This is a genomic window from Variovorax sp. GW822-FHT04E09 (assembly GCF_058800845.1).
Map to the genome: position 1 here is coordinate 849119 of NZ_JBXAMR010000001.1, position 19798 is coordinate 868916.

19 protein-coding genes are annotated in these 19798 nt (G+C 69.0%); 10 read left to right on the forward strand and 9 right to left on the reverse strand.

Going from position 1 to position 19798, the window contains the following annotated elements; genetic code table 11:
* The first annotated feature begins 28 nt into the window (after window positions 1–28).
* From AC1RL8_RS04055 to AC1RL8_RS04085, 7 genes are all read left to right on the forward strand, one after another.
* The gene (locus tag AC1RL8_RS04055; RefSeq protein ID WP_492683968.1) at window positions 29–2545 is read left to right on the forward strand and encodes a sodium-translocating pyrophosphatase; all 2517 of its coding nucleotides are present in this window, start codon (window positions 29–31) and stop codon (window positions 2543–2545) included.
* Between the two features lies 1 nt (window position 2546).
* Window positions 2547–2915, forward strand: coding sequence for a nuclear transport factor 2 family protein (locus tag AC1RL8_RS04060; protein ID WP_492683969.1), 369 nt, complete (start codon window positions 2547–2549; stop codon window positions 2913–2915).
* A 73-nt stretch (window positions 2916–2988) separates the two neighbouring features.
* Window positions 2989–3720, forward strand: coding sequence for a MerR family transcriptional regulator (locus AC1RL8_RS04065; protein ID WP_492683970.1), 732 nt, complete (start codon window positions 2989–2991; stop codon window positions 3718–3720).
* A 5-nt stretch (window positions 3721–3725) separates the two neighbouring features.
* Window positions 3726–5162, forward strand: coding sequence for a TolC family protein (locus tag AC1RL8_RS04070; RefSeq protein ID WP_492683971.1), 1437 nt, complete (start codon window positions 3726–3728; stop codon window positions 5160–5162).
* A gap of 2 nt (window positions 5163–5164) precedes the next feature.
* On the forward strand, window positions 5165–6151 hold the full coding sequence (locus tag AC1RL8_RS04075) for an HlyD family secretion protein (protein WP_492683972.1): 987 nt from the start codon (window positions 5165–5167) through the stop codon (window positions 6149–6151).
* Between the two features lie 13 nt (window positions 6152–6164).
* Entirely contained in the window at window positions 6165–7349 is a 1185-nt protein-coding gene (locus tag AC1RL8_RS04080; protein WP_492683973.1) for an ABC transporter permease, read from the forward strand.
* Window positions 7349–8491: an ABC transporter permease gene (locus AC1RL8_RS04085; RefSeq protein ID WP_492683974.1), complete on the forward strand. Its 1143-nt coding sequence runs from the start codon at window positions 7349–7351 to the stop codon at window positions 8489–8491. The genes AC1RL8_RS04080 and AC1RL8_RS04085 overlap by 1 nt, the downstream gene beginning before the upstream one ends.
* Here AC1RL8_RS04085 and AC1RL8_RS04090 read toward each other — a convergent pair.
* Window positions 8488–9117, reverse strand: a complete 630-nt coding sequence (locus AC1RL8_RS04090) for a TetR/AcrR family transcriptional regulator (protein WP_062473073.1) — start codon at window positions 9115–9117, stop codon at window positions 8488–8490. The two genes, AC1RL8_RS04085 and AC1RL8_RS04090, sit on opposite strands and share 4 nt — an antisense overlap.
* 118 nt (window positions 9118–9235) lie before the next feature.
* Here AC1RL8_RS04090 and AC1RL8_RS04095 point away from each other — a divergent pair, with 118 nt between their 5' ends.
* A complete protein-coding gene (locus AC1RL8_RS04095; RefSeq protein ID WP_492683975.1) occupies window positions 9236–10072 on the forward strand; it encodes a metal-dependent hydrolase in 837 nt (278 codons plus the stop codon).
* 15 nt (window positions 10073–10087) lie between these two features.
* Here AC1RL8_RS04095 and AC1RL8_RS04100 read toward each other — a convergent pair whose 3' ends face one another.
* The 8 genes from AC1RL8_RS04100 to AC1RL8_RS04135 all read right to left on the reverse strand — a co-directional run bounded on the left by AC1RL8_RS04100 (window position 10088) and on the right by AC1RL8_RS04135 (window position 17618).
* The gene (locus AC1RL8_RS04100; protein ID WP_070060930.1) at window positions 10088–10681 is read right to left on the reverse strand and encodes a hypothetical protein; all 594 of its coding nucleotides are present in this window, start codon (window positions 10679–10681) and stop codon (window positions 10088–10090) included.
* Between the two features lie 226 nt (window positions 10682–10907).
* Entirely contained in the window at window positions 10908–11156 is a 249-nt protein-coding gene (locus tag AC1RL8_RS04105; RefSeq protein ID WP_056580179.1) for a hypothetical protein, read from the reverse strand.
* On the reverse strand, window positions 11143–11502 hold the full coding sequence (locus tag AC1RL8_RS04110; protein WP_370680636.1) for a hypothetical protein: 360 nt from the start codon (window positions 11500–11502) through the stop codon (window positions 11143–11145). The genes AC1RL8_RS04105 and AC1RL8_RS04110 overlap by 14 nt, the downstream gene beginning before the upstream one ends.
* Window positions 11503–11528: 26 nt before the next feature.
* Window positions 11529–12440 carry a DUF6999 family protein gene (locus AC1RL8_RS04115; RefSeq protein ID WP_492683976.1) on the reverse strand — a complete coding sequence of 304 codons (912 nt, stop codon included), beginning with the start codon at window positions 12438–12440 and terminating at the stop codon, window positions 11529–11531.
* Complete coding sequence (locus AC1RL8_RS04120; RefSeq protein ID WP_159276637.1) at window positions 12424–14343, reverse strand: iron-containing redox enzyme family protein; 1920 nt, start codon at window positions 14341–14343, stop codon at window positions 12424–12426. The genes AC1RL8_RS04115 and AC1RL8_RS04120 overlap by 17 nt, the downstream gene beginning before the upstream one ends.
* A gap of 4 nt (window positions 14344–14347) precedes the next feature.
* Window positions 14348–15289: a fatty acid desaturase family protein gene (locus AC1RL8_RS04125; protein ID WP_492683977.1), complete on the reverse strand. Its 942-nt coding sequence runs from the start codon at window positions 15287–15289 to the stop codon at window positions 14348–14350.
* A complete protein-coding gene (locus AC1RL8_RS04130) occupies window positions 15270–16043 on the reverse strand; it encodes a sterol desaturase family protein (protein ID WP_095745538.1) in 774 nt (257 codons plus the stop codon). The genes AC1RL8_RS04125 and AC1RL8_RS04130 overlap by 20 nt, the downstream gene beginning before the upstream one ends.
* A gap of 9 nt (window positions 16044–16052) precedes the next feature.
* The gene (locus AC1RL8_RS04135) at window positions 16053–17618 is read right to left on the reverse strand and encodes a phospholipase D family protein (RefSeq protein ID WP_492683978.1); all 1566 of its coding nucleotides are present in this window, start codon (window positions 17616–17618) and stop codon (window positions 16053–16055) included.
* A gap of 131 nt (window positions 17619–17749) precedes the next feature.
* Here AC1RL8_RS04135 and AC1RL8_RS04140 point away from each other — a divergent pair, with 131 nt between their 5' ends.
* Window positions 17750–18307: a peroxiredoxin gene (locus AC1RL8_RS04140; protein WP_095745539.1), complete on the forward strand. Its 558-nt coding sequence runs from the start codon at window positions 17750–17752 to the stop codon at window positions 18305–18307.
* A 55-nt stretch (window positions 18308–18362) separates the two neighbouring features.
* Complete coding sequence (locus AC1RL8_RS04145; protein WP_492683979.1) at window positions 18363–19796, forward strand: aldehyde dehydrogenase family protein; 1434 nt, start codon at window positions 18363–18365, stop codon at window positions 19794–19796.
* The last annotated feature ends 2 nt before the right edge of the window (window positions 19797–19798 follow it).

The following is a 19798-nucleotide window of genomic DNA, read 5'->3' on the forward strand; positions in this document are numbered from 1 at the left end:
TCACAACGAACGAATGGAGAAGCAAAGCATGAGCGGCAACACCCCCCTGATTCTTGCCATCGTCTGCGGCCTGGTGGCCGTGGGCTACGGTTTCTGGGCCCGAAGTTGGATTCTCGCCAAGGACCCGGGTAACGCCCGGATGCAGGAAATCGCCGCGGCCATCCAGGCCGGCGCCTCGGCCTACCTCGCCAAGCAGTACACCACCATCGCGGTGGTCGGCGTGGTGCTCGCGGTGCTCATCGCCCTCTTCCTCGACCTGACCACGGCCGTCGGCTTCGTGGTCGGCGCGGTGCTCTCGGGCGCCTGCGGCTTCATCGGCATGAACGTGTCGGTGCGCGCCAATGTGCGCACGGCGCAAGCCGCGACCCAGGGCATCGGCCCGGCGCTCGACGTGGCGTTTCGCGGCGGCGCCATCACCGGCATGCTGGTGGTGGGCCTGGGCCTCTTGGGCGTGACGGGCTTCTACTGGTTCCTGGCCGGCAGTGCGCCGAAGGCGGACCACAGCCTTGCGGCCATCCTCAATCCGCTGATCGGCTTTGCCTTCGGCTCCTCGCTGATCTCGATCTTCGCGCGCCTGGGCGGCGGCATCTTCACCAAGGGCGCTGACGTCGGCGCCGACCTGGTGGGCAAGGTCGAGGCCGGCATTCCGGAAGATGACCCGCGCAACCCCGCGGTGATCGCCGACAACGTGGGCGACAACGTCGGCGACTGCGCCGGCATGGCGGCCGACCTGTTCGAGACCTACGCGGTGACGCTGATCGCCACCATGGTGCTGGGCGCGCTGATGGTCACGGCGGCGCCGCTGGACGCGGTGCTGTACCCGCTCGCGCTGGGCGGCGTGTCGATCATCGCGTCGATCATCGGCTGCTTCTTCGTGAAGGCGTCGCCGGGCATGGTCAACGTGATGCCGGCGCTCTACAAGGGCCTGGCCGTGGCGGGCATCCTGTCGCTGATCGCGTTCTGGTTCGTGACCAGCTGGATCATTCCGGACAACGCCATTGCCGCCAGCGGCAGCCAGCTGAAGCTGTTCGGCGCCTGCTTCGTGGGCCTGGCGCTCACGGCCGCGCTGGTGTGGGTCACCGAGTACTACACCGGCACGCAGTACAAGCCCGTGCAGCACATCGCACAAGCCTCGACCACCGGCCACGGCACCAACATCATCGCGGGCCTGGGCGTGTCGATGCGTTCGACGGCCTGGCCGGTGATCTTCGTGTGCATCGCGATCCTGGCCTCGTACTCGCTGGCCGGCCTGTACGGCATCGCGGTGGCCGCCACGTCGATGCTGAGCATGGCCGGCATCGTGGTGGCGCTGGACGCCTACGGCCCGATCACCGACAACGCCGGCGGCATCGCCGAAATGAGCGAGCTGCCCGACAGCGTGCGCGCCGTGACCGACCCGCTCGACGCGGTCGGCAACACCACCAAGGCCGTCACCAAGGGCTACGCGATCGGCTCGGCCGGCCTGGCCTCGCTGGTGCTGTTCGCCGACTACACCCACAAGCTGGAAAGCTTCGGGCTGAACATCAGCTTCAACCTGAGCGACCCGATGGTGATCGTGGGCCTGTTCATCGGCGGCCTGATCCCCTACCTGTTCGGCGCGATGGCCATGGAAGCCGTGGGCCGCGCGGCCGGTGCGGTGGTGGAAGAAGTGCGCCGCCAGTTCCGCGAGATCCCCGGGATCATGGAAGGCACCGGCAAGCCCGAGTACGGCAAGGCCGTGGGCATGCTGACCGGCGCGGCCATCAAGGAAATGATGATCCCCTCGCTGCTGCCGGTGGTGGTGCCGATCCTGGTCGGCCTGCTGCTCGGACCGAAGGCGCTGGGCGGCCTGCTGATGGGCACCATCGTCACCGGCCTGTTCGTCGCCATCAGCATGTGCACGGGCGGCGGTGCGTGGGACAACGCCAAGAAGTACATCGAAGACGGCCACCACGGCGGCAAGGGCTCCGAGGCGCACAAGGCGGCGGTCACCGGCGACACCGTGGGCGACCCGTACAAGGACACGGCCGGCCCGGCGGTGAATCCGCTGATCAAGATCATCAACATCGTGGCGCTGCTGATCGTGCCGCTGGTGGTCAAGTTCCACGCCGGCGATGCGGCAGCAGCCGTGCCGACCAAGGTCGAGACGCCGCCTGCAGCCACCGCACCTGCGGCGATGGCACCGGCGGCCACGCCGGCCGCCACCCTCGCCTCGGCGGCCGTGGGGGCCACCGAAGCCGCGGCGGTGAAGGTCGAGAACGGCATCGTGAAGTTCTACTTCGCGAGCGCCAGCGCCGAGGTCGCGCCCAACGCCAAGGAGGCGCTGTCCGATGTCATCAAGGCCGTGCAGAGCGGCGGCACCGTGCTGGTGAGCGGCTACCACGACGCCAGCGGCGACCCGGCCAAGAACGCCGAACTGGCCAAGCAGCGCGCCATGGCCGTGCGCGACGCCATCAAGGCGGCGGGCGCGCCCGAGGACAAGATCGAACTCGCCAAGCCCGAGCAGTCGCAGGCCGACGGCCCGGCCTCGGAAGCGCGCCGCGTCGAAGTGAAAGTGAAGTCCTGACATGCCCACGCCCGCCCGGCTCGAAGCCTTCATTGCCGCCGTCGAAGGCGGCGCGCATGCGCAGGTCATCGAAGATTTCTACACCGAAGACGCCACGATGCGCGAGAACCAGGCCGAGCCGCGGCGCGGGCGCAGCACGCTCGTTGCGCAGGAAAGCGCCGTGCTCGCGCGCACCGAGTCGGTGGCATCGACCTGCGTGCGGCCGGTGCTGGTGAACGGCGACCACGTCGGCATCCACTGGATCTTCGAGTTCACGTTCAAGGGCGGCGGCCGCATGCGCATGGAAGAGATCGCCTGGCAGCGCTGGGACGGCGAGCGCATCGCCGACGAACAGTTCTTCTACGACCCGGCGCAGCGCAAGCCGGGCTGAGGATGCCCCGCCCGGACCGCGCGATCCGGGCTGGTTTTATGCAACATTTTCGATGTAACATTGAAACTGTCACATGAACGCATCCGCCGCCACACCCGATTCCACGGCCCCGCAGGACCTCTCCATCGAGGCCCTGGCGGCGCGCACGGGCGTCACGGTGCGCAACATCCGCGCCTACACCACGGGCGGCCTGCTGCCGCCGCCGCGGCTGCAGGGCCGGCTCGGCCTGTACGGCGCCGACCACGTCCAACGCCTGGCGCTGATCCGCGAACTGCGCGAACAGGGCTTCGGCATCGAGGCGATCCGCCGCATCTTCACGCGCGCGCCGGCCTCCACCTGGCCCGACCTGCTGGCCGTGGCCCGCTCGGTGTCGGGCAGCCTGTTCGCCGAAGAAACGCCCGTGGTGGTGTCGGCCCAGGCGCTGGCCACCAAATGGCAAGGACAGATGACGCCCGCCCTGCTCGGCCGCGCCACCCGCGCCGGCCTCATGCGCGAACTGCCCGACGGCCAGGTGCAGGTGCTGAGCCCGGCGCTCGGCCAGGTCGCCGAACAGCTGGCCGCGCTCGGCCTGCCGCTCGAAGCGGTGATCGGCATGCAGGAAACCATGGTCCGCACGCTGCGCACCGTGGCGCGGCGCTGGCTGCGCACGCTGGCCGACAGCCTGCTCTCCGGCGACACCCTCGATGCCGGCCGCGCCGCGCAGCTGCTCGAGAAAGCACGGCCGCTGGCCACCGGGGCGGTGCAGGCCGCCTTTCCCGTGATCCTGCAGCAGGAGCTCGACGCCCTGCTGCACAAGACCGCCTGATGCCGATGACACGACCTCGCCTCGCCCTTCTTCCGTCCCTGCTGCTGTTGCCGGCCTTCCTCGGTGGCGCGGCTTTCGCGCAGCAGCAGGCCCGCGGCGACACCTCCAGCACGCTGGCGCTGAGCTTCGATGCCGCGCGCCAGCGCATGGTCGAGCGCTCCGACAAGCTGGCCGCCGCGCGCATGGCCGTCGAAGCCAAGGAACTGCAGAGCGAAGGCGTCAAGCGCCTGGGCGGGCCGGTGGTCAGCATCTCGGGGCTGGCCTATGCGTACAACGCGAACCTGAACCTCGACCTCGACCCGCTCAACCAGAAGCTCGGCCAGATCGGCTCGTCGCTGCCGCCGTCGATCCAGAGCTTCGTCTCGCGCGTGCCGATTCCGCAGCTGCCCAACAGCTACACGCTGAACCGCCACGACACCGGCGCCAACGCCTCGGTGTCGGCCGTGTGGCCGCTCTACCTCGGCGGCGCGACCGACGCGGTGCGAGGCTTTGTCTCGGCGCAGGCGCGCGAGGCCCAGGCCGATGCCGAACAGGCCGGCCACGAGGTCGACACGCTGCTGGTGCAGCGCTACTTCGGCGCCCAGCTCGCGCAGCGCGCCGCCACCCTGCGCCTGCAGGCCGAGCGCACCATCGCCCAGCACGACGCGGCGGCGCAGAAGATGCTCGCGGCCGGCGTCATTTCGCGCGTCGAGCGACTGCAGGCCAGCGCCGCGTACGAAGAAGCGCGCCGCAACGCCCGCAAGGCCGAGAACGACGCCGCGCTCGCGGGCGTGGCCCTGGCGCGCACGGTGCGCGCCGAAGGCAGCGTCACGCCGCAGACGCCGCTGTTTCTCATCAGCGCGCCGATCGAACCGCTCGGCCACTTCATCGATGCGGCGCTGACGCGGCATCCGGGCCTGGGCAAGGTCGCAGCCAAGAAGGCACAGGCCGAGCAGCTGCACGAAGGCGAAGAAGCCTTGCGCCGGCCGCAGGTGATTGCCTTCGGTACGCGCGAAATCAAGAGCGGCAACGCCGACTGGGTGGCCGGCCTCGGCGTGCGCTGGACGCTGTACGACTCGGTCGACCGCAACGCACTGTCGGCCGCCTCGCACAAGCAGGTCGAACAGGCCGAGCGCACCGACCTGCAGGCGCGCAGCGACATCTCGCTGCTGGTCGAGCGCAACTGGCGCGCGCTGGACAACGCACGCCGCCAGTACCTCGAGATGAAGGTCTCGGTCGAGCTTGCACAAGAGGTGGTCAAGCTGCGCACCGCCGGGCTGCGCGAAGGCACCAGCACCACGCTCGACCTGATCGACGCCGAGACCAACCAGGCCAAGGTGCTGACCGAACGCGCGCAGGCCGCCAACGACTACGTGCAGGCGCTCGCGCAGCTGCTCGAGAGCGCGGGCCTGTCCGAGACTTTTTCCGACTACATCGCGCGCGCCGACGTGAAGGTGAACTGACCATGATGAGTGCCAAGACCCGCCGACTGATCGCCATCGCCGCCGCACTGCTCGTGCTGGTGCTGCTCGCCTGGGGCTTCTGGCGCGCCGCGCAGCCGGCGCCCGAGGTGTTCCAGGGCCAGATGGAAGCGCGCGAGACCGACTTGGCCGGCAAGGTCACCGCCCGCATCGCCGAAGTGGCGGTGAAGGAAGGCGACCGCATCCAGGCCGGTGCCCTGCTGGTGCGCATGGACAGCCCCGAGGTGCGCGCCAAGCTGGCGCAGGCCACCGCCGCCGAACAGGCCGCGCAGGCCGTGGCCGACAAGGCGCAGAACGGCGCCCGCCCGCAGGAAATCGAAATGGCGCGCATGCAGTGGCAGCGCGCCGAGACCGCCGCGCAGCTCGCGCAGACCTCGTTCCGCCGTGTCGACGGCCTGGCGCGCGACGGCCTCGTGGCCGACCAGAAGCGCGACGAAGCCGAAGCCAACTGGAAGGCCTCGCGCGACGCCGCCGTGGCGGCCAAGGCGCAGTACGACATGGCGCGCACCGGCGCCCGCCCCGAGGACAAGGCCGCCGCCAACGCACAGGCGAGACAGGTGGCCGGCGTGGTGGCCGAGGTGGAAGCCGCCAAGGCCGAGACCGAACTGCGCAGCCCGGTCGCCGGCGAGGTGGCCAAGGTGCTCGCCAAGGTCGGCGAACTCTCGCCGCAGGGCGTGGCCGTGGTCACGGTGGTCGACCTGAACGACCAGTGGGTGGTGCTCAACGTGCGCGAAGACCGGCTGGCCCGCTTCGCGCTCGACAAGGAATTCGACGCCCGCCTGCCCGCCCTGCCCGAGGACCGGCGCACGGCCCGCTTCAAGGTCTACTACAGCGGCGTGCTGCCCGACTTCGCCACCTGGCGCGCCACGCGCGGCGGCGCCGGCTTCGACGTGCGCACCTTCGAGGTCCGCGCCCGGCCGCTCAAGCCGATCGAAGGCGCGCGCCCCGGCATGAGCGTTCTGGTCGACTGACGCCGCACCCGCCATGAGCCTGCGCGGCTTTTCCACCGCCAGCGCCCGGCGCGAATTCGCGCTGCTGCGCACGCGCCCGTGGGACCTGGCCATGATCTCGTGGGTGCCGCTGCTCGCGGTGTTCCTGATCTGGTGGATCTTCTCGGCCGGCCTGCCCGAGCGCCTGCCGATCGGCGTGCTCGACCAGGACCACTCCCCCCTCTCGCGCCAGCTGGTGCGCTTCCTGGACGCCACGCCGGGCCTGCGCGTGGCGCAGCAGTACGCCGACGAAGGCGAGATGCAGCGCGCGCTCACCAGCGGCGCCGTCGACGCGGCGGTGCAGCTGCCGCGCGAGCTGAGCCGTGACGTCAAGCAGGGCCGCGTCGGGCAGGTCGTGCTGCTGCACAACGCGCAGCTGGGCACGCATTCGAGCCTGATCCAGCGCGACGTGCGCACCGCCGTCGCCACGGTGTCGGCCGGCGTCGAGCTTGCGGTGCGCAACAAGCGCGGCGAGTCGATGAAGGCCGCGCGCGTCAGCATGGACCCGGTCAAGGCCAGCATGGTTGCGCTGTTCAACACCTCGACCGACTACGAGCAGTTTCTCGGCGCCGCGCTCATTCCCGCGCTGCTGCACATCCTCGCGATGACGGCCGGCGCCTGGGCCGTCGGCCGCGAGCTGCGCGACCGCAGCCTGGGCGGCTGGCTCGGCGCCGCGCCACGCTGGCCCGAAGCGCTGGCCGCCCTCACGGGCAAGCTGGCGCTGCCGTTCGCGAGCCTGTCGGCGGTGGGCCTGGCCGCCATGCTGTGGATCACGGCGGGCCGCGGCTGGCACCCAGTCGGCTCGGTGGGATGGACGCTGTTCGCGCTGATGGTGTTCCTGGCGCTGTCGATCGCGCTCGGCGCCTTCGTGGCCAGCCTCACGCGCTCGCTGCGCACCGCGCTGTCGGCCACCGGCTTCATCACCGCGCCGGCCTTCGCATTTGGCGGCGTGGGCTTTCCGCTGGTCGCCATGCCGGTGCTCGCGCAGCTGTGGGCCGGCCTGCTGCCCTACACGCACTACATCCGCGTGCAGATGGAGCAGCTGCAGATGGGCGCGCCCCTGGCCTACTCGGCCGCCACGCCGCTGTGGATGGTGGTGGGCACCGCGGTGCTGCTGGCCGTGTCGGCGACGCTGCTGGTGCGCGCCGCCGCGGCACCCGAGACGTGGGGAGGCCGCTGATGAGCGCGCGCATCCAGGGCTTCGCCGCCGCCTGGCGCGACACCGCCCGCGGCGTGCTGCGCGACAAGGGCGTGCTGCTGATCATGCTGCTCGCGCCCATCATCTACGGCTTCTTCTACCCGTGGCCCTACGGCACGCAGGCCGTCACGCGGGTGCCGGTGGCGGTGGTCGACCAGGACCACAGCGGGCTGTCACGGCAGATCGCGCGCTTCGCCATGGCCAGCCCGCGGCTGGACGTGCGCATGGTCACGTCCGACGTGCACGAGGCGCAGCAGGCGCTGTGGCGCGGCGAGATCGAGGGCTACGCCCTGCTGCCGCAGGACCTCAAGCGCAACGTGCTGCGCGGCACTCCGGCGGTGGTGAGCATCGAGGGCAACGGCGCCTACGCGCTGCTGAACAAGGCGGTGCTGTACGGCTTCTCCGAGGCGGTGGGCACGGTGTCGGCCGGCGTCGAAATCCGCAAGCTGCAGGCCGGCGGCCAAAGCGCGGTGCAGGCCGCGCGCAGCCGCAGCCCGCTCAACACGCAGCTGGTGGCGCTGTTCAACCCGACCGAGGGCTACGGCAGCTACGTGGTGCCGGCGGTGGCGCTGCTGATCCTGCAGCAGACGCTGCTGATGGGCGCCGCGATGCTGGCCGGCACCTGGGCCGAGGCCGGCCGGCTGCGCGCGGGCATGGGCGCGTGGCTGGGGCGGCTGGGCGCGCTGTCGGGCTTCGGCGTGCTGAGCGGCCTGTTCTATTTCGGCTGGGTGTTCTTCCTCCAGGACTACCCGCGCGGCGGCAATCCGTTCGCCGCGCTGGTGCTGCTGCTGTTCTACGTGCCTGCGATCTGCGTGCTGGGCCTGCTGCTGGGCTGCTGGTTCCGCGACCGCGAACGCGCGCTGCAGGTGCTGCTCTTCACTGCGCTGCCAATGGCCTTTCTCTCGGGCTTCTCGTGGCCTGTCGAAGCCCTGCCCGCGCCGCTGCAGGCGCTGCGCTGGCTGTTCCCGAGCACGGCGGGCATCCAGGCCTCGCTGCGACTCAACCAGATGGGGGCGCCGCTGCACGACGTGCTGCCGTACCTGGGCGCGCTGGCGACGATGGTGGTGGCGGGGCTGCTCGTGCTGTGGGCTGCGGCCACGCCACGCCAGAACGAACGCGACTAGCGTCGGCTGTCCGCCGCCACGGCGCGCACCAGCCGCGTGGCCGGCGCCACCAGCTCGCGCAGGTCGCCCACGCGGTCCTGCTCGATGGCCTGCAGCACCAGTTCGTTGATGCCCCCCACCACCGTCATCGCCATCTGGCTGCTCATGTGCGCCGCGGGCACCTCCCCTGAATCGCTGCTGTTGATCGCCACCTGGATGAAGTTGGCGATCTCGCCGTTCACGCGCCGCCGCGCCGCCAAGCCCGGCAGGCCCAGCCCGAGGATTTCGACGAACAGCGTGCGCAGCAGCACCGGGTCTTGCGCGAGGTAGTCCATGTACGCGGTCATCGCCTGCTCCACCTGCGTGTGCCACGGCTGGGCCGGGTCGAAGGCCTCGCTCACGGCCTGCAGGCCGAGCCGGCTGGCCGTTTCGTACAGCGCGATCAGGCACTCGGTCTTGGTGCTGAAGTGTTCGTAGAACGTGCGCCGCGACACGGCGGCCTCGCGCACGATGTCGGCGATGGTGGTGTCGGCGTAGCCCTTGGCCGCCACGGCATGCGCCATGCCCTGCAGCAGCCGCGCGTAGTGCTCGCTGGGCGCGCCTTCGGCGGCATCGGGCGTGGCGGTTTTGTCGATGGTGGCAGTCATGTGCGATTCATTTTCCTACGCCTTGGTACTTGACAGTACCAGCTCACAATTGCACCATGGCGGCACGCGGTACGGAGTTGTACCAACTTTTACCCACGAACTCAGGAATTGCCACCCCATGACCGAACTCGTTGTCCGCCGCCTGCTGATCGATCTGCAACCGCCCTTCTCGCACGACTGGTGCGGCGGCGATGCCTTCTCGACCGCTTTCTTCAACGCCCTGTCGATGAGCTTCCCCTTCGGCGAGCAGTTCTTCATCGACGCCGTGCGCGACGCCATGGCCACGCTGCCGCCCGAGGTGCAGGAACGCCACCGCGCCGACGTGCGCGGCTTCATCGGCCAGGAAGCCACGCACCGGCGCATCCATTCGCTGTTCAACGCGCATCTCGAGCAGCAGGGCCTGGTCGACCGCTGGACCGCGCGCGCCAGCCAGCGCATGGAGCTGATGGACGGCGCCGATCCGCGCCACGCGCTGGCCGTGACGGCGGCCACCGAGCACTTCACGGCCATGTTCGCCGAGTGGCTGCTGGCCCGCCCCGAGATCCTCGACGGCGCCGAGCCCCGGCTGCGCACGATGTGGCTCTGGCACAGCGCCGAAGAGCTGGAGCACAAGAGCGTGGCCTTCGACATCTACAAGGCCGCGGGCGGCTCCGACGAATGGCGCACGCGCTGGTTCCGCCGCGTGACGGTGATGTTCCTCGGCGACCTGATGCGCCAGACGGCCGACAACCTGCGGCATGAAAAGCAATTGTGGAAGTGGGCCACCTGGAAGAGTGCCGCGCGCATCCTGCTGGGCCGCGGCGGCCTGCTGCGGGGCAATCTCGCGGGCTGGCGCCAGTACCTGCGCAGCGACTTCCACCCCGACCAGCAGGACAGCAGCCTCTCGGCGCGCTGGCTGGCCGACAACCGCGCGCAGTTCACGCCCGTGGGCGCGCCTGCGGCAACGTCGGCCTGAGTTCGTCAGCCGGGGTCAGTAGATGCTGGCGCGGTGCGGGCTCAGCGCGCCCGCCTGCGTCGGCTGCCCGTCGGCGCGCAGCGTGAGGTCGTGCAGCGTGTCGAAATCGGACGGCGCATCGGGCACGCGCATCACCACTTCGAGTTCGTGCATGGAAGCCACCCAGCGGCCGGCCGGCGATTCGGCCGGTTCGTCATTGGCGAACACGCCGTCGCGGATGTAGAGCGTTTCGCCTTCGGGGCGTTCGCCGTGCAACTCGATCAGGCGTGCGATCGAGAAGTTGTAGGTCACGAGCTTTTCGCGCGTGCGGCGGTCCTTGCCGCCGCAGTTGAACGAGCCCTCGGCCGCAATCACGATGCAGGAGCCGTCCACCCCGCCGTCGATGGCGATCTCGTTGCCCGAGCGCCAGATGGCGTTGGGCAGGCGCACGCGCACCTTGTCGATCACGAGGTCGCGTTGCTTGTTGAGGGCACCCAGCGGCGGCACCAGCGAGCGCAATTGGCGCAGGCGCTCGGCAAAGTTGTCGTCCATGAGGAATTCGACATGGTGCGTGGCGCTGCCGGACGAGCGCTTGACGACCTGCATGACGACGTGACGTGGCTTGTTCACAGCTCAGGCCCTCCACGCAGAGAAAAATCCACGCCCGCTGCGGGGCACCGATCGCCTTCTTGCTGGATTTGAGTGGTCATCGGCTACAAATTAGAACTTTAGATTAAATGCAATTACTTGCATCATTTGTGTCCAACTGTATATCGATTGCGACCGGGATGGAAGGCAATCGACGACATGCCGATGAGGCCATGTCGCCAACGCGACGCGGCGCCGTGCTAGGCGCTCAGCTCGACGATGCTTCGGCCTCGAGGGCCTCGTCGAGCGCCTTGCACGAAGGCGCGCAGACGGTCTGCGACTTGCCCAGCACCTGGCGCGTGCGCAGCTGCGAACGCACGCGGTGCTTGCCGCACATGAAGCAGGACATCGTGGCCCCGCTGAACGACGCCGAGGCGCGGAACGGAGAGCCCGGCGCCTTCGATTTGTAGCGCAGCCCGTCCGCCACCACTGCCGTTTTCACTTCACCCTTGGCCATGCATCTTGTCCTTGTTCGATTCGTCACCGCGCATGGCGCGGGCAATGGCTTCCCTGGCTGCGCCTTCGGCGGCCAGGGAAACGTCCAGCGCCGAGCGGCAAAGGCCGGCGTGCTGGTAATTCATATTTTCGTAGACCTCGGAGGCAGCCGGATAGGCATCGAGCAACTGGCCCAATTCCGCACCGGGCTCGACGTCTTCGAATTCATGCACCAGGTGCTCGACCACCGAGCGGTACTGCTCGGCACCAACCGGCACGGCGCTGTGCTCAAGCCTCTCCAGCAGTTGAGCCAGCACGTGGGTCACTGCCAGATCGGTCTTGGGAGACGGATTTCGGGTCGTGTTCATGGTTTGCATGTGGGGACAGCATACCCCTATGCAAGGGGCGGGTCGCGCGGAAGTGTCTCTGCCGACATGGCTTCCTGCGCCGCGCGCATGCGCTGGAGCAGGCTGTGAAGCATTTCGGTCGACAGGCCGTGGATCACCAGCCGGTGCCCGGCCCGCAAGGTCGACAGCGGCACCAGCGGATGCTTGTTGTTGACCAGGATCAGGTGCTCGGGCGCGTTCAGGATCGTCGCCGCGTAGATGCCGATGGTTTCGTCCAGTTGCAAGGAGTTGGCGGCGCGCCAGAAATCGTTGTCGGTCAGCATCAGCTGGTACAGCGGAGTGAACAGCTCGATGGCGCTTTGCAGGTCGAGAAAATTCAGCTTGCCCTGCGGCATGTCTTCCAGCCGCAACGCCGGCGGCTGGATCATCGAGAAATCGACCTGCTCGGCCTTGCACAGCGCCAGCCCCTTGTCGCGCAGCGCCGTGTTCAGCCGGATCACGAAGTTGAACAGGTTCAGGTCGTGCTTCAGGAACATCTCGTCCTTCAGCGCGTCGATGTCGGCCGGCTCCAGCGGCGAGGTGCCCACGGGCGCGGGCGAGTTGCGGCCGATGAAGGCCAGCACCTGCGAGCCCAGGTGAAAGTGCCGCAGGATCAGCCAGTTCGCCTCGGGCGACACGAAGCGCTTGAGCCCCCACGCCAGGAAGCGGTGCAGCAGCATCGAGTGCGACCAGTTGCGCGGCACGAACACCTTCACGATCTGGATCAGGATGATCGTCAGCCGCGCGATCGGCCGCAGGAACGGCAGCAGGTACTGGCGCGAGGCCGAGCTCGAATCGGCCAGCCACGCCGCCTTCACGTCGTCGGGCAGCGGCGTGCTCTGGTCGAGGTACAGCGCCAGCCAGGGGCTGGGGTCGCGCTCGTCGTGGGCTTGCGTCAAAAACTCAGGCGTTCGATCCATGGGGCATTCGTTCGGTGATGTGCTGGAACTGCATCAGGTACAGCGCCGCCGTGTGGCGCGCGGTGTCGGCAATCTGGCGGGCGGCGCGGGCCTGCCCTTCCACGGCCATCACCATCTCGACCGCGGCGAGCCAGCGGTTCAAGTGGTGCTCGTCGTTGTGGCCGTGGTACTCGAGGAAACGGAACGCGTCGGGCGGCAGCTTCAGGCTGGCCTTGAGCAGCGGCAGCAGCGCCGGCACGATGCGCTGGCCTGTGCCTTCGATGATGTAGATCGCGCCCAGGAGGCCGATCGGGTCGCGCGTGGCGGCCAGGCCGTGCAGGTAGGCGTTGAGCGCCTCGCCGCCGGGGTTGCGGCGCAGCTCGTCGATCGATTCGACCGTGCCGCCGGCCTTGCGGTAGTCGCTGAAGAGGATGTTGAAGTCGTTCTGCTCCTCGCCCGCGTGCACGTCGATCAGCGACGACAGCATCCGGTACGGCTCGCTCAGCGAGGCGGCGCCTTCGCGCATCCACAGGCTGCCTTCGCGCACCTGCGGCACCCACTGTTCCATCCAGTTCAGGTAGTCGGGCACGGCAAAGCGGCGCTCGCGGATCTGGCGGATCAGCGGCGTGCGCCACACGCGCGAGCGGTAGTCGTGCCAGATGGCGGCCAGTTCGGTCAGCAAGGCGCCCAAGCCCTCGGGCGCGGCGGCCGGGTCGTGCGGGGGCGCGATGACGAGGTCGTCGTCGGGCGCCACCGCCGCCGCGCGGGGCGCGATCACGACAGGCGCCGCATCGACGGCCTCGACCTCGAGCAGCATGTACGCCGCCATGAAGCGCCCCGACTCCGGCACGTAGCAGAAGATCTGCTCGCCCGGCTTCAGCGCCTTGGTGTGCAGGAACTCCGCCAGCATCACGAGGATCGATGCCGCGCCCGTGTTGCCGCGCCACGCGAGGTTGCTCCACCAGCGCTCACGCGGAATCGCCAGGTCGGCCTTGGCCATCAGGTCTTCGACCACCGGGATGAATTTTTCCGACGAGTAGTGGCACAGGAAATGGTCGACCCGCTTCGGATCGACCCAGCCGTCGCGCACCAGGCCCGCGTATTCGTGGATGCCGATGTCGAACAGGTGCGGCAAGAGCCGGATGTCCTGGCGCAGCGACAACGCGCCGGCTGCCTCGGCCTCGGCCCATGAGCCGAAATCGAGATGCCCGCGCGCGCGGTCTTCGGTGAGGCCCAGCTGCATGCACACCGGGTAGTCGCCCGAGAACGCGCGCTGGTGCACCCACTTCAGCTTCAGGCGCAACCCCGGCTTGCCGGCCAACGCGGGCGTGCCGTCGGACAGCAGCAGCGCGCCCGCGCCATCGGACAGCATCCAGCGCAGGAAGTGCGAGTCGAAATCGGTCTCGTAGCCGCGCGCGGCAAAGCGCGAGCGCTTGAATAGGCGCGACGGCATTTCGCTGGCCACCGCCAGCGCCGAACGGTGCGCGCCCAGTTCGATGCCCTGCGCCGCCGTCTGGATCGCCGACACGCCGGCCGCGCAGATGCCGTGCACCGAATGCGTTTCCATCGGCTGCGCCGCCAGCTCGCCCTGGATCATGTTCGCGAAGCCGGGCATCAGCGTGTCGCCGCCCGAGGAGCCGCTGGCCAGCAGCGACACGCGCGACAGCTCGGCGCCGCCACGCTGCAGGCAGTCGCGGATCGCGCCGGCCGCCAGCTGCGCGTTGGTGTGGCGCGTCACGCCTTCTTCGTCGATCGCGTAGTGCCGCGTGAGGATGCCGTTCTCGGCCAGGATGCGGCGCTTGATGCGCTCCGACATGCGGTTGAGCGGCGCGATGTACGCGTCCATGCGGTCGTTGGGAACAGGCTCGCCGGGCATGAAATAGCCGGCGCTTTCGAGGTACACGCGTTGGAATGAAACGGGCATGGGTTCAGGCAATAGGTGAATCGGGAGGCATCAGCGAGCGGCTGCGAAAACGCGGCCACACGGTCCCCAGCACGAAGACGCGCACCATGTACGGCACCAGCCCGCCCTCGTTGAGCGCGGGCGCGACCTGCGCGCGGTAGCGCGTGTGATGCAGGTGCGTGAGCTCGGACCAATGGGCATGCGGGTTCTCGTGGTGTGCGGTGTGCAGGCCGATGTTGAACAGCAAGGGGTTCACCAGCCCCTCGAAATTGCGCGCGTAGTTCAGCTGGCTACCACGGGTATCGCCGGATGCCTCCTTGCGCGGCGTCTTGCGGCCGTCGGCATGCGCGTGCTGCAGGTAGTTGGTGGCCAGCAGCCAGTGCAGGCCGTGCAGTTGCGGCACGATCACGAAGAGCAATGCCTTGCGCCAGTCGATCGCCAAGAGCACGGTCCAGCTCGCCAGCCACAGCGCGTACTGCGCCATGCAATAGCGCCAGGCGCCGCGGTGGTGCCGGTGCAGCCGCGCGAGCCAGCCGAAGAACACCGGCGTCAGCACCCACACGGCCTGGAACGGATGCAGCAGGTAGCCCCACAGATGGTTGGTGTCGCCGCCGAAGCGGTAGGTGCGCGCCACGTCCTTCGGTCCATGACGATGGCGATGGTGGTTGGCCACATGCGCGGGCCAGAAGACGAAGGTCGGGTGGCCCTGCAGCAGCGTGATCCAGAAGTCGGTGAACCGGTTCATGCGCCGACCGCGCCACATGCGCAGGTGCACGTGGTTGTGGTGGATCACGCCGATGCCGAGCGTGAGGAACAGCATCAGCGCATACAGCACCACCTGGAAGCCGTGCACCCACTGCCACGCCGCCAGCGCGGGCAAGGCGACGAGGTACGCCAGGCTTTGCCAGTCGCGCCAGTGGCGCAGCCGCGGCAGCCGATGGCGCGCGTCAGGCCGTCGTGGCGCCATGCTTCTTTCGAAACGCCTGGAACAGCGGCTCGGCCGCGTCGGCCGCAATGCGCGTGCGGAACAGCCGGTCCATGAAGGTGAACTGGAAGCCGTAGTTGCCGTTGTGCACGGCATGGTGCAGGTGATGCCGGCGGCTCGCGGCGAACCAGTGGCTGTACGACACGCCGGGCACGAAGTCGTAGTTCGAATGCCCGACGCAGTTGAAGAACAGACTGAACACCGGCACCGACGCCAGCGACCAGAAGCTGAAGTCGTGCAGCACCATCGGCAGCAGGATCACGTTGCCGAGCATCAGCGCCTCGATCGGGTGAAAGCTGTAGGTGGCCCACGGCGTGGTCACGAACGAGCGATGGTGCGGACCATGGAAGCGGCGCAGCCAGCGCGTGTGCAGCAGCCGGTGGTTGAGCCAGAAATGCACGTCGTTCCACACCGCGAGCACGAGGATCTCGAGCCCGATGCGGCGCCAGCCCGCGTCAGGCTCGAGCCGCGCCCAGCCCAGCTGCAGCAGCCCCCACGGGAACACCATGCCCAGCCCGAAGATCAGCACCGAGATGCCCGACTGCGTGAGCTCGCGCCGCAGCTGGCCGGGCTGCAGCGGCCGAGGGTCGAGCGCGCGCCCGATGCCCAGCGCCGGCAGCACGCGCTTCGTGAGCAGCCAGGTGAGCGCGCCGAAACCCAGGTAGATGCCCCCGAAGAACAGCAGGCCCCACAGCATGACCTGCGGGGCCGAAAGAGAAGTGAAGGTCTGTGCCATCCCCCGAGGCTACAACAGCATCTCGGGCACCAGCGGGGAGATCAGGGTGTTGTACAGGCGCTGGAAGAAACCCGACTCGGGTTCCGAGGTGAGGATCACCTCTTTCTCGCCGTCGTTCGTGAGCCATTCGAGCGTGCCGCCCTCCTTCGACAGCCGCAGCCGGTACGAGTTCTGCAGCTTGCTCACATGGATGATGCGCAGCATCTCGCGCGCCAGCTGCGGGTTGTCGACCACCACGCCCATCTCGGTGTTCTGGCTGGCCGAGCGCGGATCGAGGTTCATCGAGCCGATGAAGATGCGCGTCTTGTCGATGGCGGCGGTCTTGGCGTGCAGCCGGCCCAGCGAGTTGCCGAAGCTGCCGAAACGCATGCTCGCGGTGGTGCGCTGCGGGCTCAGCTCGTACAGGTCGGCGCCGCCTTTCAGCAGGCGCTCGCGGTAGCGCGCGTAGCCGGTGTGCACCAGCGGCTCGTCGTTGGCGGCCAGCGAATTGGTCAGCAGCGTCAGCTTGACCTTGCGCTTGGCCAGGTCCTCGAAGGCCGCCATGCCGCGCTCGCCGGGCACGAGGTAGGGCGAGGTCAGATCGACCTCGGTCTTGGCGTCGAGCAGCAGCGCCCAGACCTTCATCGTCACGCTGGTGGCAATGGCATCTTCGGCCGTCAGCGTCGTGGGCTTGGAGGGCGGGTCGGCGATGGCGCGGGCCTCGCCCCACAGCAGGCCCATGCGGCCGCCGTCGAGTTCTTCGGCGATGGGGCCGTAGCCGAGGATGTCCGAGGGCGGCAGCACGACCTTCGGCGGCGGGCCCGACATGCCGATCTCGGCATCGAAGGTGGCGGCGCCGGCCTCCGCGCGCACGATCTCGGCAATGGGCCAGATCTGGTCGCTGTTCCAGTAGGCGTCGAAGATGGACTCGAGCTGCGGCACCACCTTGCCGACCACCAGCGCGTCCATGTCGATGAAGTTCTGCGCCTCGCTCAGCACGAAATACTCGTCGGCGATGTTGCGCCCGCCCACCACCGCCATCGCGCCGTCGGCAATGAAGAGCTTGTTGTGCATGCGGTGATTGAGCCGGTGGATGTCGAAGATCGACACCACGAAGCGCGACAGGAACCCGTCGCGCGCGCAGCAGAACGGGTTGAACAGGCGCACCGACACATTGGGCGTCTCGGACAGCGCCAGCAACAGCTGCTGGCTCTTCACCGTGTACAGGTCGTCCACCAGCACCCGCACCTTCACGCCGCGCGCCGCCGCCTCGCGCAGCGTGCGCAGCAGCAGCCGGCCGGTGGCGTCGTTCTCGAGCTGGTAGTACTGCACCACCAGCGAGTGCTCGGCGCGCTGCGCGAGCTGGATGCGCGCGTCGAGCGAGTACACGCCCAGCGGCATCAGCCGGAAGCCCGAATGCTCGCCGGGCGGCGTGGAGGCCGCGGCGATCTTCGCGAGCGCGGTGCCCGGGTCGGCCGCGGCGGCGTGTTCGGCCGGGCGTTCGCGCGCCGGCGGCAGCGAGCCGCACGCGCCGAGCAATGCCAGCAGCACGCCGGCCAGCGCCATGCGCAGAAGAGATCGGGCCCAGGCGTTCATGGTCGGGTTCCTCTTGTCGTTGTGGATGCCACTGCCCTGATGTACGCCGGTCCTCCCGCGGCGGTTTCAACGGGGCCCTTTTTGCGAAGCGTCGTCCTAGAATTCGATTCACTTCGCTTCGGAGTTACATCATGGCCCGATCGCTCCTTTTGCGCACCGCTTTGTGGGCCGCGGCCCTCGCCGCCGGGGTACCCACTGCCCACGCCGCACTCGACATCGGCGACCCGGTGCCCAAGTTCACGGCCACGGCCGCGCTGGGCGGCAAGACCTTCCGCTACTCGCTGGCCGAGGCGCTGGCCAAGGGACCGGTGGTGCTGTACTTCTTTCCGGCGGCCGACTCCAACGACTGCTCCATCGAGGCCCACGCCTTCGCCGAGGCGGTCGACCAGTTCGCCGCGCTGGGCGCCTCGGTGATCGGCGTGTCGGCCGACGACATCGACACGCTCTCCAAGTTCTCGGTCAAGTCCTGCCAGAGCCGCTTTCCGGTGGCCTCCGACCAGGGCAAGACCGTGATCCAGGGCTTCGACGCGCTGATGCAGACCCGGCCCGACTTCGCCAACCGCCTGTCGTACGTGATCGCGACCGACGGCAAAGTCGCCTACTACTACCAGAACCTCAACCCCGACAAGCACGTCGAGCGCATGCTGAACGCCGTGCGCGCGCTGCCCAAAGCCACCGCGGCGAAGTAAGGCGGGCCGGCCGGGGCGTCACGCGCGGGGCGGGCTTCGCGCAAAATCTCGTCCCATGCAGCTCAACTACATCGCCAACGCGGACGTTCCCTCCGCCTCCGGCCGCACCCTCCCCGTCATCGACCCGTCGGACGGCCAGCCCTTCGACGAGATCCAGCGCAGCAACGCAGCCGACATCGACGCCGCCGTGCGCGCCGCGCGCGACTGCTTCGAGGGCGTGTGGCACAAGGTCAGCGCCGCCGACCGCGGCCGCCTGCTCTTCAAGCTCTCGCAGAAGATCGCCGAGCACGTCGACGAGCTCGCGCTCATCGAGCAGCGCGACTGCGGCAAGCCCGTGAAGCAGGCCCGCGCCGACGCGGTGGCGCTGGTGCGCTACTTCGAGTTCTACGCCGGCGCCTGCGACAAGCTGCACGGCGAGACCATTCCCTACCAGGACGGCTACAGCGTCTTCACCTGGCGCGAGCCGCACGGCGTCACGGGCCACATCATTCCGTGGAACTACCCGATGCAGATCTTCGGGCGCAGCGTGGGCGGCGCCCTGGCGGCCGGCAACGTGTGCGTGGTGAAGCCCGCCGAAGACGCCTGCCTGTCGCTGATCCGCGTGGCGCAGCTGGCGGCCGAGGTCGGCTTTCCGGCCGGCGCGCTCAACATCGTGACGGGCTACGGCCATGAGGTGGGCGACGCGCTCGCACGCCACGAAGGCATCGACCACATCAGCTTCACGGGCAGCCCGAAGATCGGCACGCTGATCCAGCAGGTGGCGGCCGAGCGGCACTGCCCGGTCACGCTCGAGCTGGGCGGCAAGAGCCCGCAGATCGTGTTCGCCGACGCCGGCCTGGACGCGGTGATTCCCGTGGTGATCAACGCCATCGTGCAGAACGCCGGCCAGACCTGCTCGGCGGGTTCGCGCGTGCTGATCCAGCGCGACATCTACGAGCCCCTGCTCGAGCGCCTGGGCCACGCCTTCGAAGCCCTGCGCGTCGGCCCCGCGGCCATGGACCTCGATGTGGGCCCGCTGATCCGCCAGACGCAGCAGCAGCGCGTGTGGGATTTCCTCAGCGACGCGCAACATGCCGGCATCCCGATGGTGGCGCAGGGCGTGGTGGTCGAGGAAGCGCCCGAGACCGGCTTCTACCAGGCCCCGACCCTGCTGCGCGACGTGCCCGTGGGCCATCGCCTGGCGCAGGAAGAAGTGTTCGGCCCCGTGCTCGCCGCGATGCAGTTCGCCGACGAGGACGAAGCCGTGGCCCTCGCCAACGCCACCCAGTTCGGCCTCGTGGCCGGCGTCTGGACGGCCGACGGCGCGCGCCAGTTCCGCATGGCCCGGCGCGTGAAGAGCGGCCAGGTGTTCATTAACAACTACGGCGCGGGCGGCGGCGTCGAGTTGCCGTTCGGCGGCGTGAAGTCGTCGGGCTACGGGCGCGAGAAGGGTTTCGAGGCGCTGTACGGCTTCACGACGCTGAAGACCATCGCCGTCAAGCACGGCTGAGG

What these genes read in the sequence shown, in the direction of transcription:
- AC1RL8_RS04055 (WP_492683968.1), top strand. Translation starts at nt 29, where the DNA reads ATGAGCGGCAACACCCCCCTGATTCTTGCCATCGTCTGCGGCCTGGTG.
- AC1RL8_RS04060 (WP_492683969.1), top strand. Translation starts at nt 2,547, where the DNA reads ATGCCCACGCCCGCCCGGCTCGAAGCCTTCATTGCCGCCGTCGAAGGC.
- AC1RL8_RS04065 (WP_492683970.1), top strand. Translation starts at nt 2,989, where the DNA reads ATGAACGCATCCGCCGCCACACCCGATTCCACGGCCCCGCAGGACCTC.
- AC1RL8_RS04070 (WP_492683971.1), top strand. Translation starts at nt 3,726, where the DNA reads ATGACACGACCTCGCCTCGCCCTTCTTCCGTCCCTGCTGCTGTTGCCG.
- AC1RL8_RS04075 (WP_492683972.1), top strand. Translation starts at nt 5,165, where the DNA reads ATGATGAGTGCCAAGACCCGCCGACTGATCGCCATCGCCGCCGCACTG.
- AC1RL8_RS04080 (WP_492683973.1), top strand. Translation starts at nt 6,165, where the DNA reads ATGAGCCTGCGCGGCTTTTCCACCGCCAGCGCCCGGCGCGAATTCGCG.
- AC1RL8_RS04085 (WP_492683974.1), top strand. Translation starts at nt 7,349, where the DNA reads ATGAGCGCGCGCATCCAGGGCTTCGCCGCCGCCTGGCGCGACACCGCC.
- AC1RL8_RS04090 (WP_062473073.1), bottom strand. Translation starts at nt 9,117, where the DNA reads ATGACTGCCACCATCGACAAAACCGCCACGCCCGATGCCGCCGAAGGC.
- AC1RL8_RS04095 (WP_492683975.1), top strand. Translation starts at nt 9,236, where the DNA reads ATGACCGAACTCGTTGTCCGCCGCCTGCTGATCGATCTGCAACCGCCC.
- AC1RL8_RS04105 (WP_056580179.1), bottom strand. Translation starts at nt 11,156, where the DNA reads ATGGCCAAGGGTGAAGTGAAAACGGCAGTGGTGGCGGACGGGCTGCGC.
- AC1RL8_RS04110 (WP_370680636.1), bottom strand. Translation starts at nt 11,502, where the DNA reads ATGAACACGACCCGAAATCCGTCTCCCAAGACCGATCTGGCAGTGACC.
- AC1RL8_RS04115 (WP_492683976.1), bottom strand. Translation starts at nt 12,440, where the DNA reads ATGGATCGAACGCCTGAGTTTTTGACGCAAGCCCACGACGAGCGCGAC.
- AC1RL8_RS04120 (WP_159276637.1), bottom strand. Translation starts at nt 14,343, where the DNA reads ATGCCCGTTTCATTCCAACGCGTGTACCTCGAAAGCGCCGGCTATTTC.
- AC1RL8_RS04125 (WP_492683977.1), bottom strand. Translation starts at nt 15,289, where the DNA reads ATGGCGCCACGACGGCCTGACGCGCGCCATCGGCTGCCGCGGCTGCGC.
- AC1RL8_RS04130 (WP_095745538.1), bottom strand. Translation starts at nt 16,043, where the DNA reads ATGGCACAGACCTTCACTTCTCTTTCGGCCCCGCAGGTCATGCTGTGG.
- AC1RL8_RS04135 (WP_492683978.1), bottom strand. Translation starts at nt 17,618, where the DNA reads ATGAACGCCTGGGCCCGATCTCTTCTGCGCATGGCGCTGGCCGGCGTG.
- AC1RL8_RS04140 (WP_095745539.1), top strand. Translation starts at nt 17,750, where the DNA reads ATGGCCCGATCGCTCCTTTTGCGCACCGCTTTGTGGGCCGCGGCCCTC.
- AC1RL8_RS04145 (WP_492683979.1), top strand. Translation starts at nt 18,363, where the DNA reads ATGCAGCTCAACTACATCGCCAACGCGGACGTTCCCTCCGCCTCCGGC.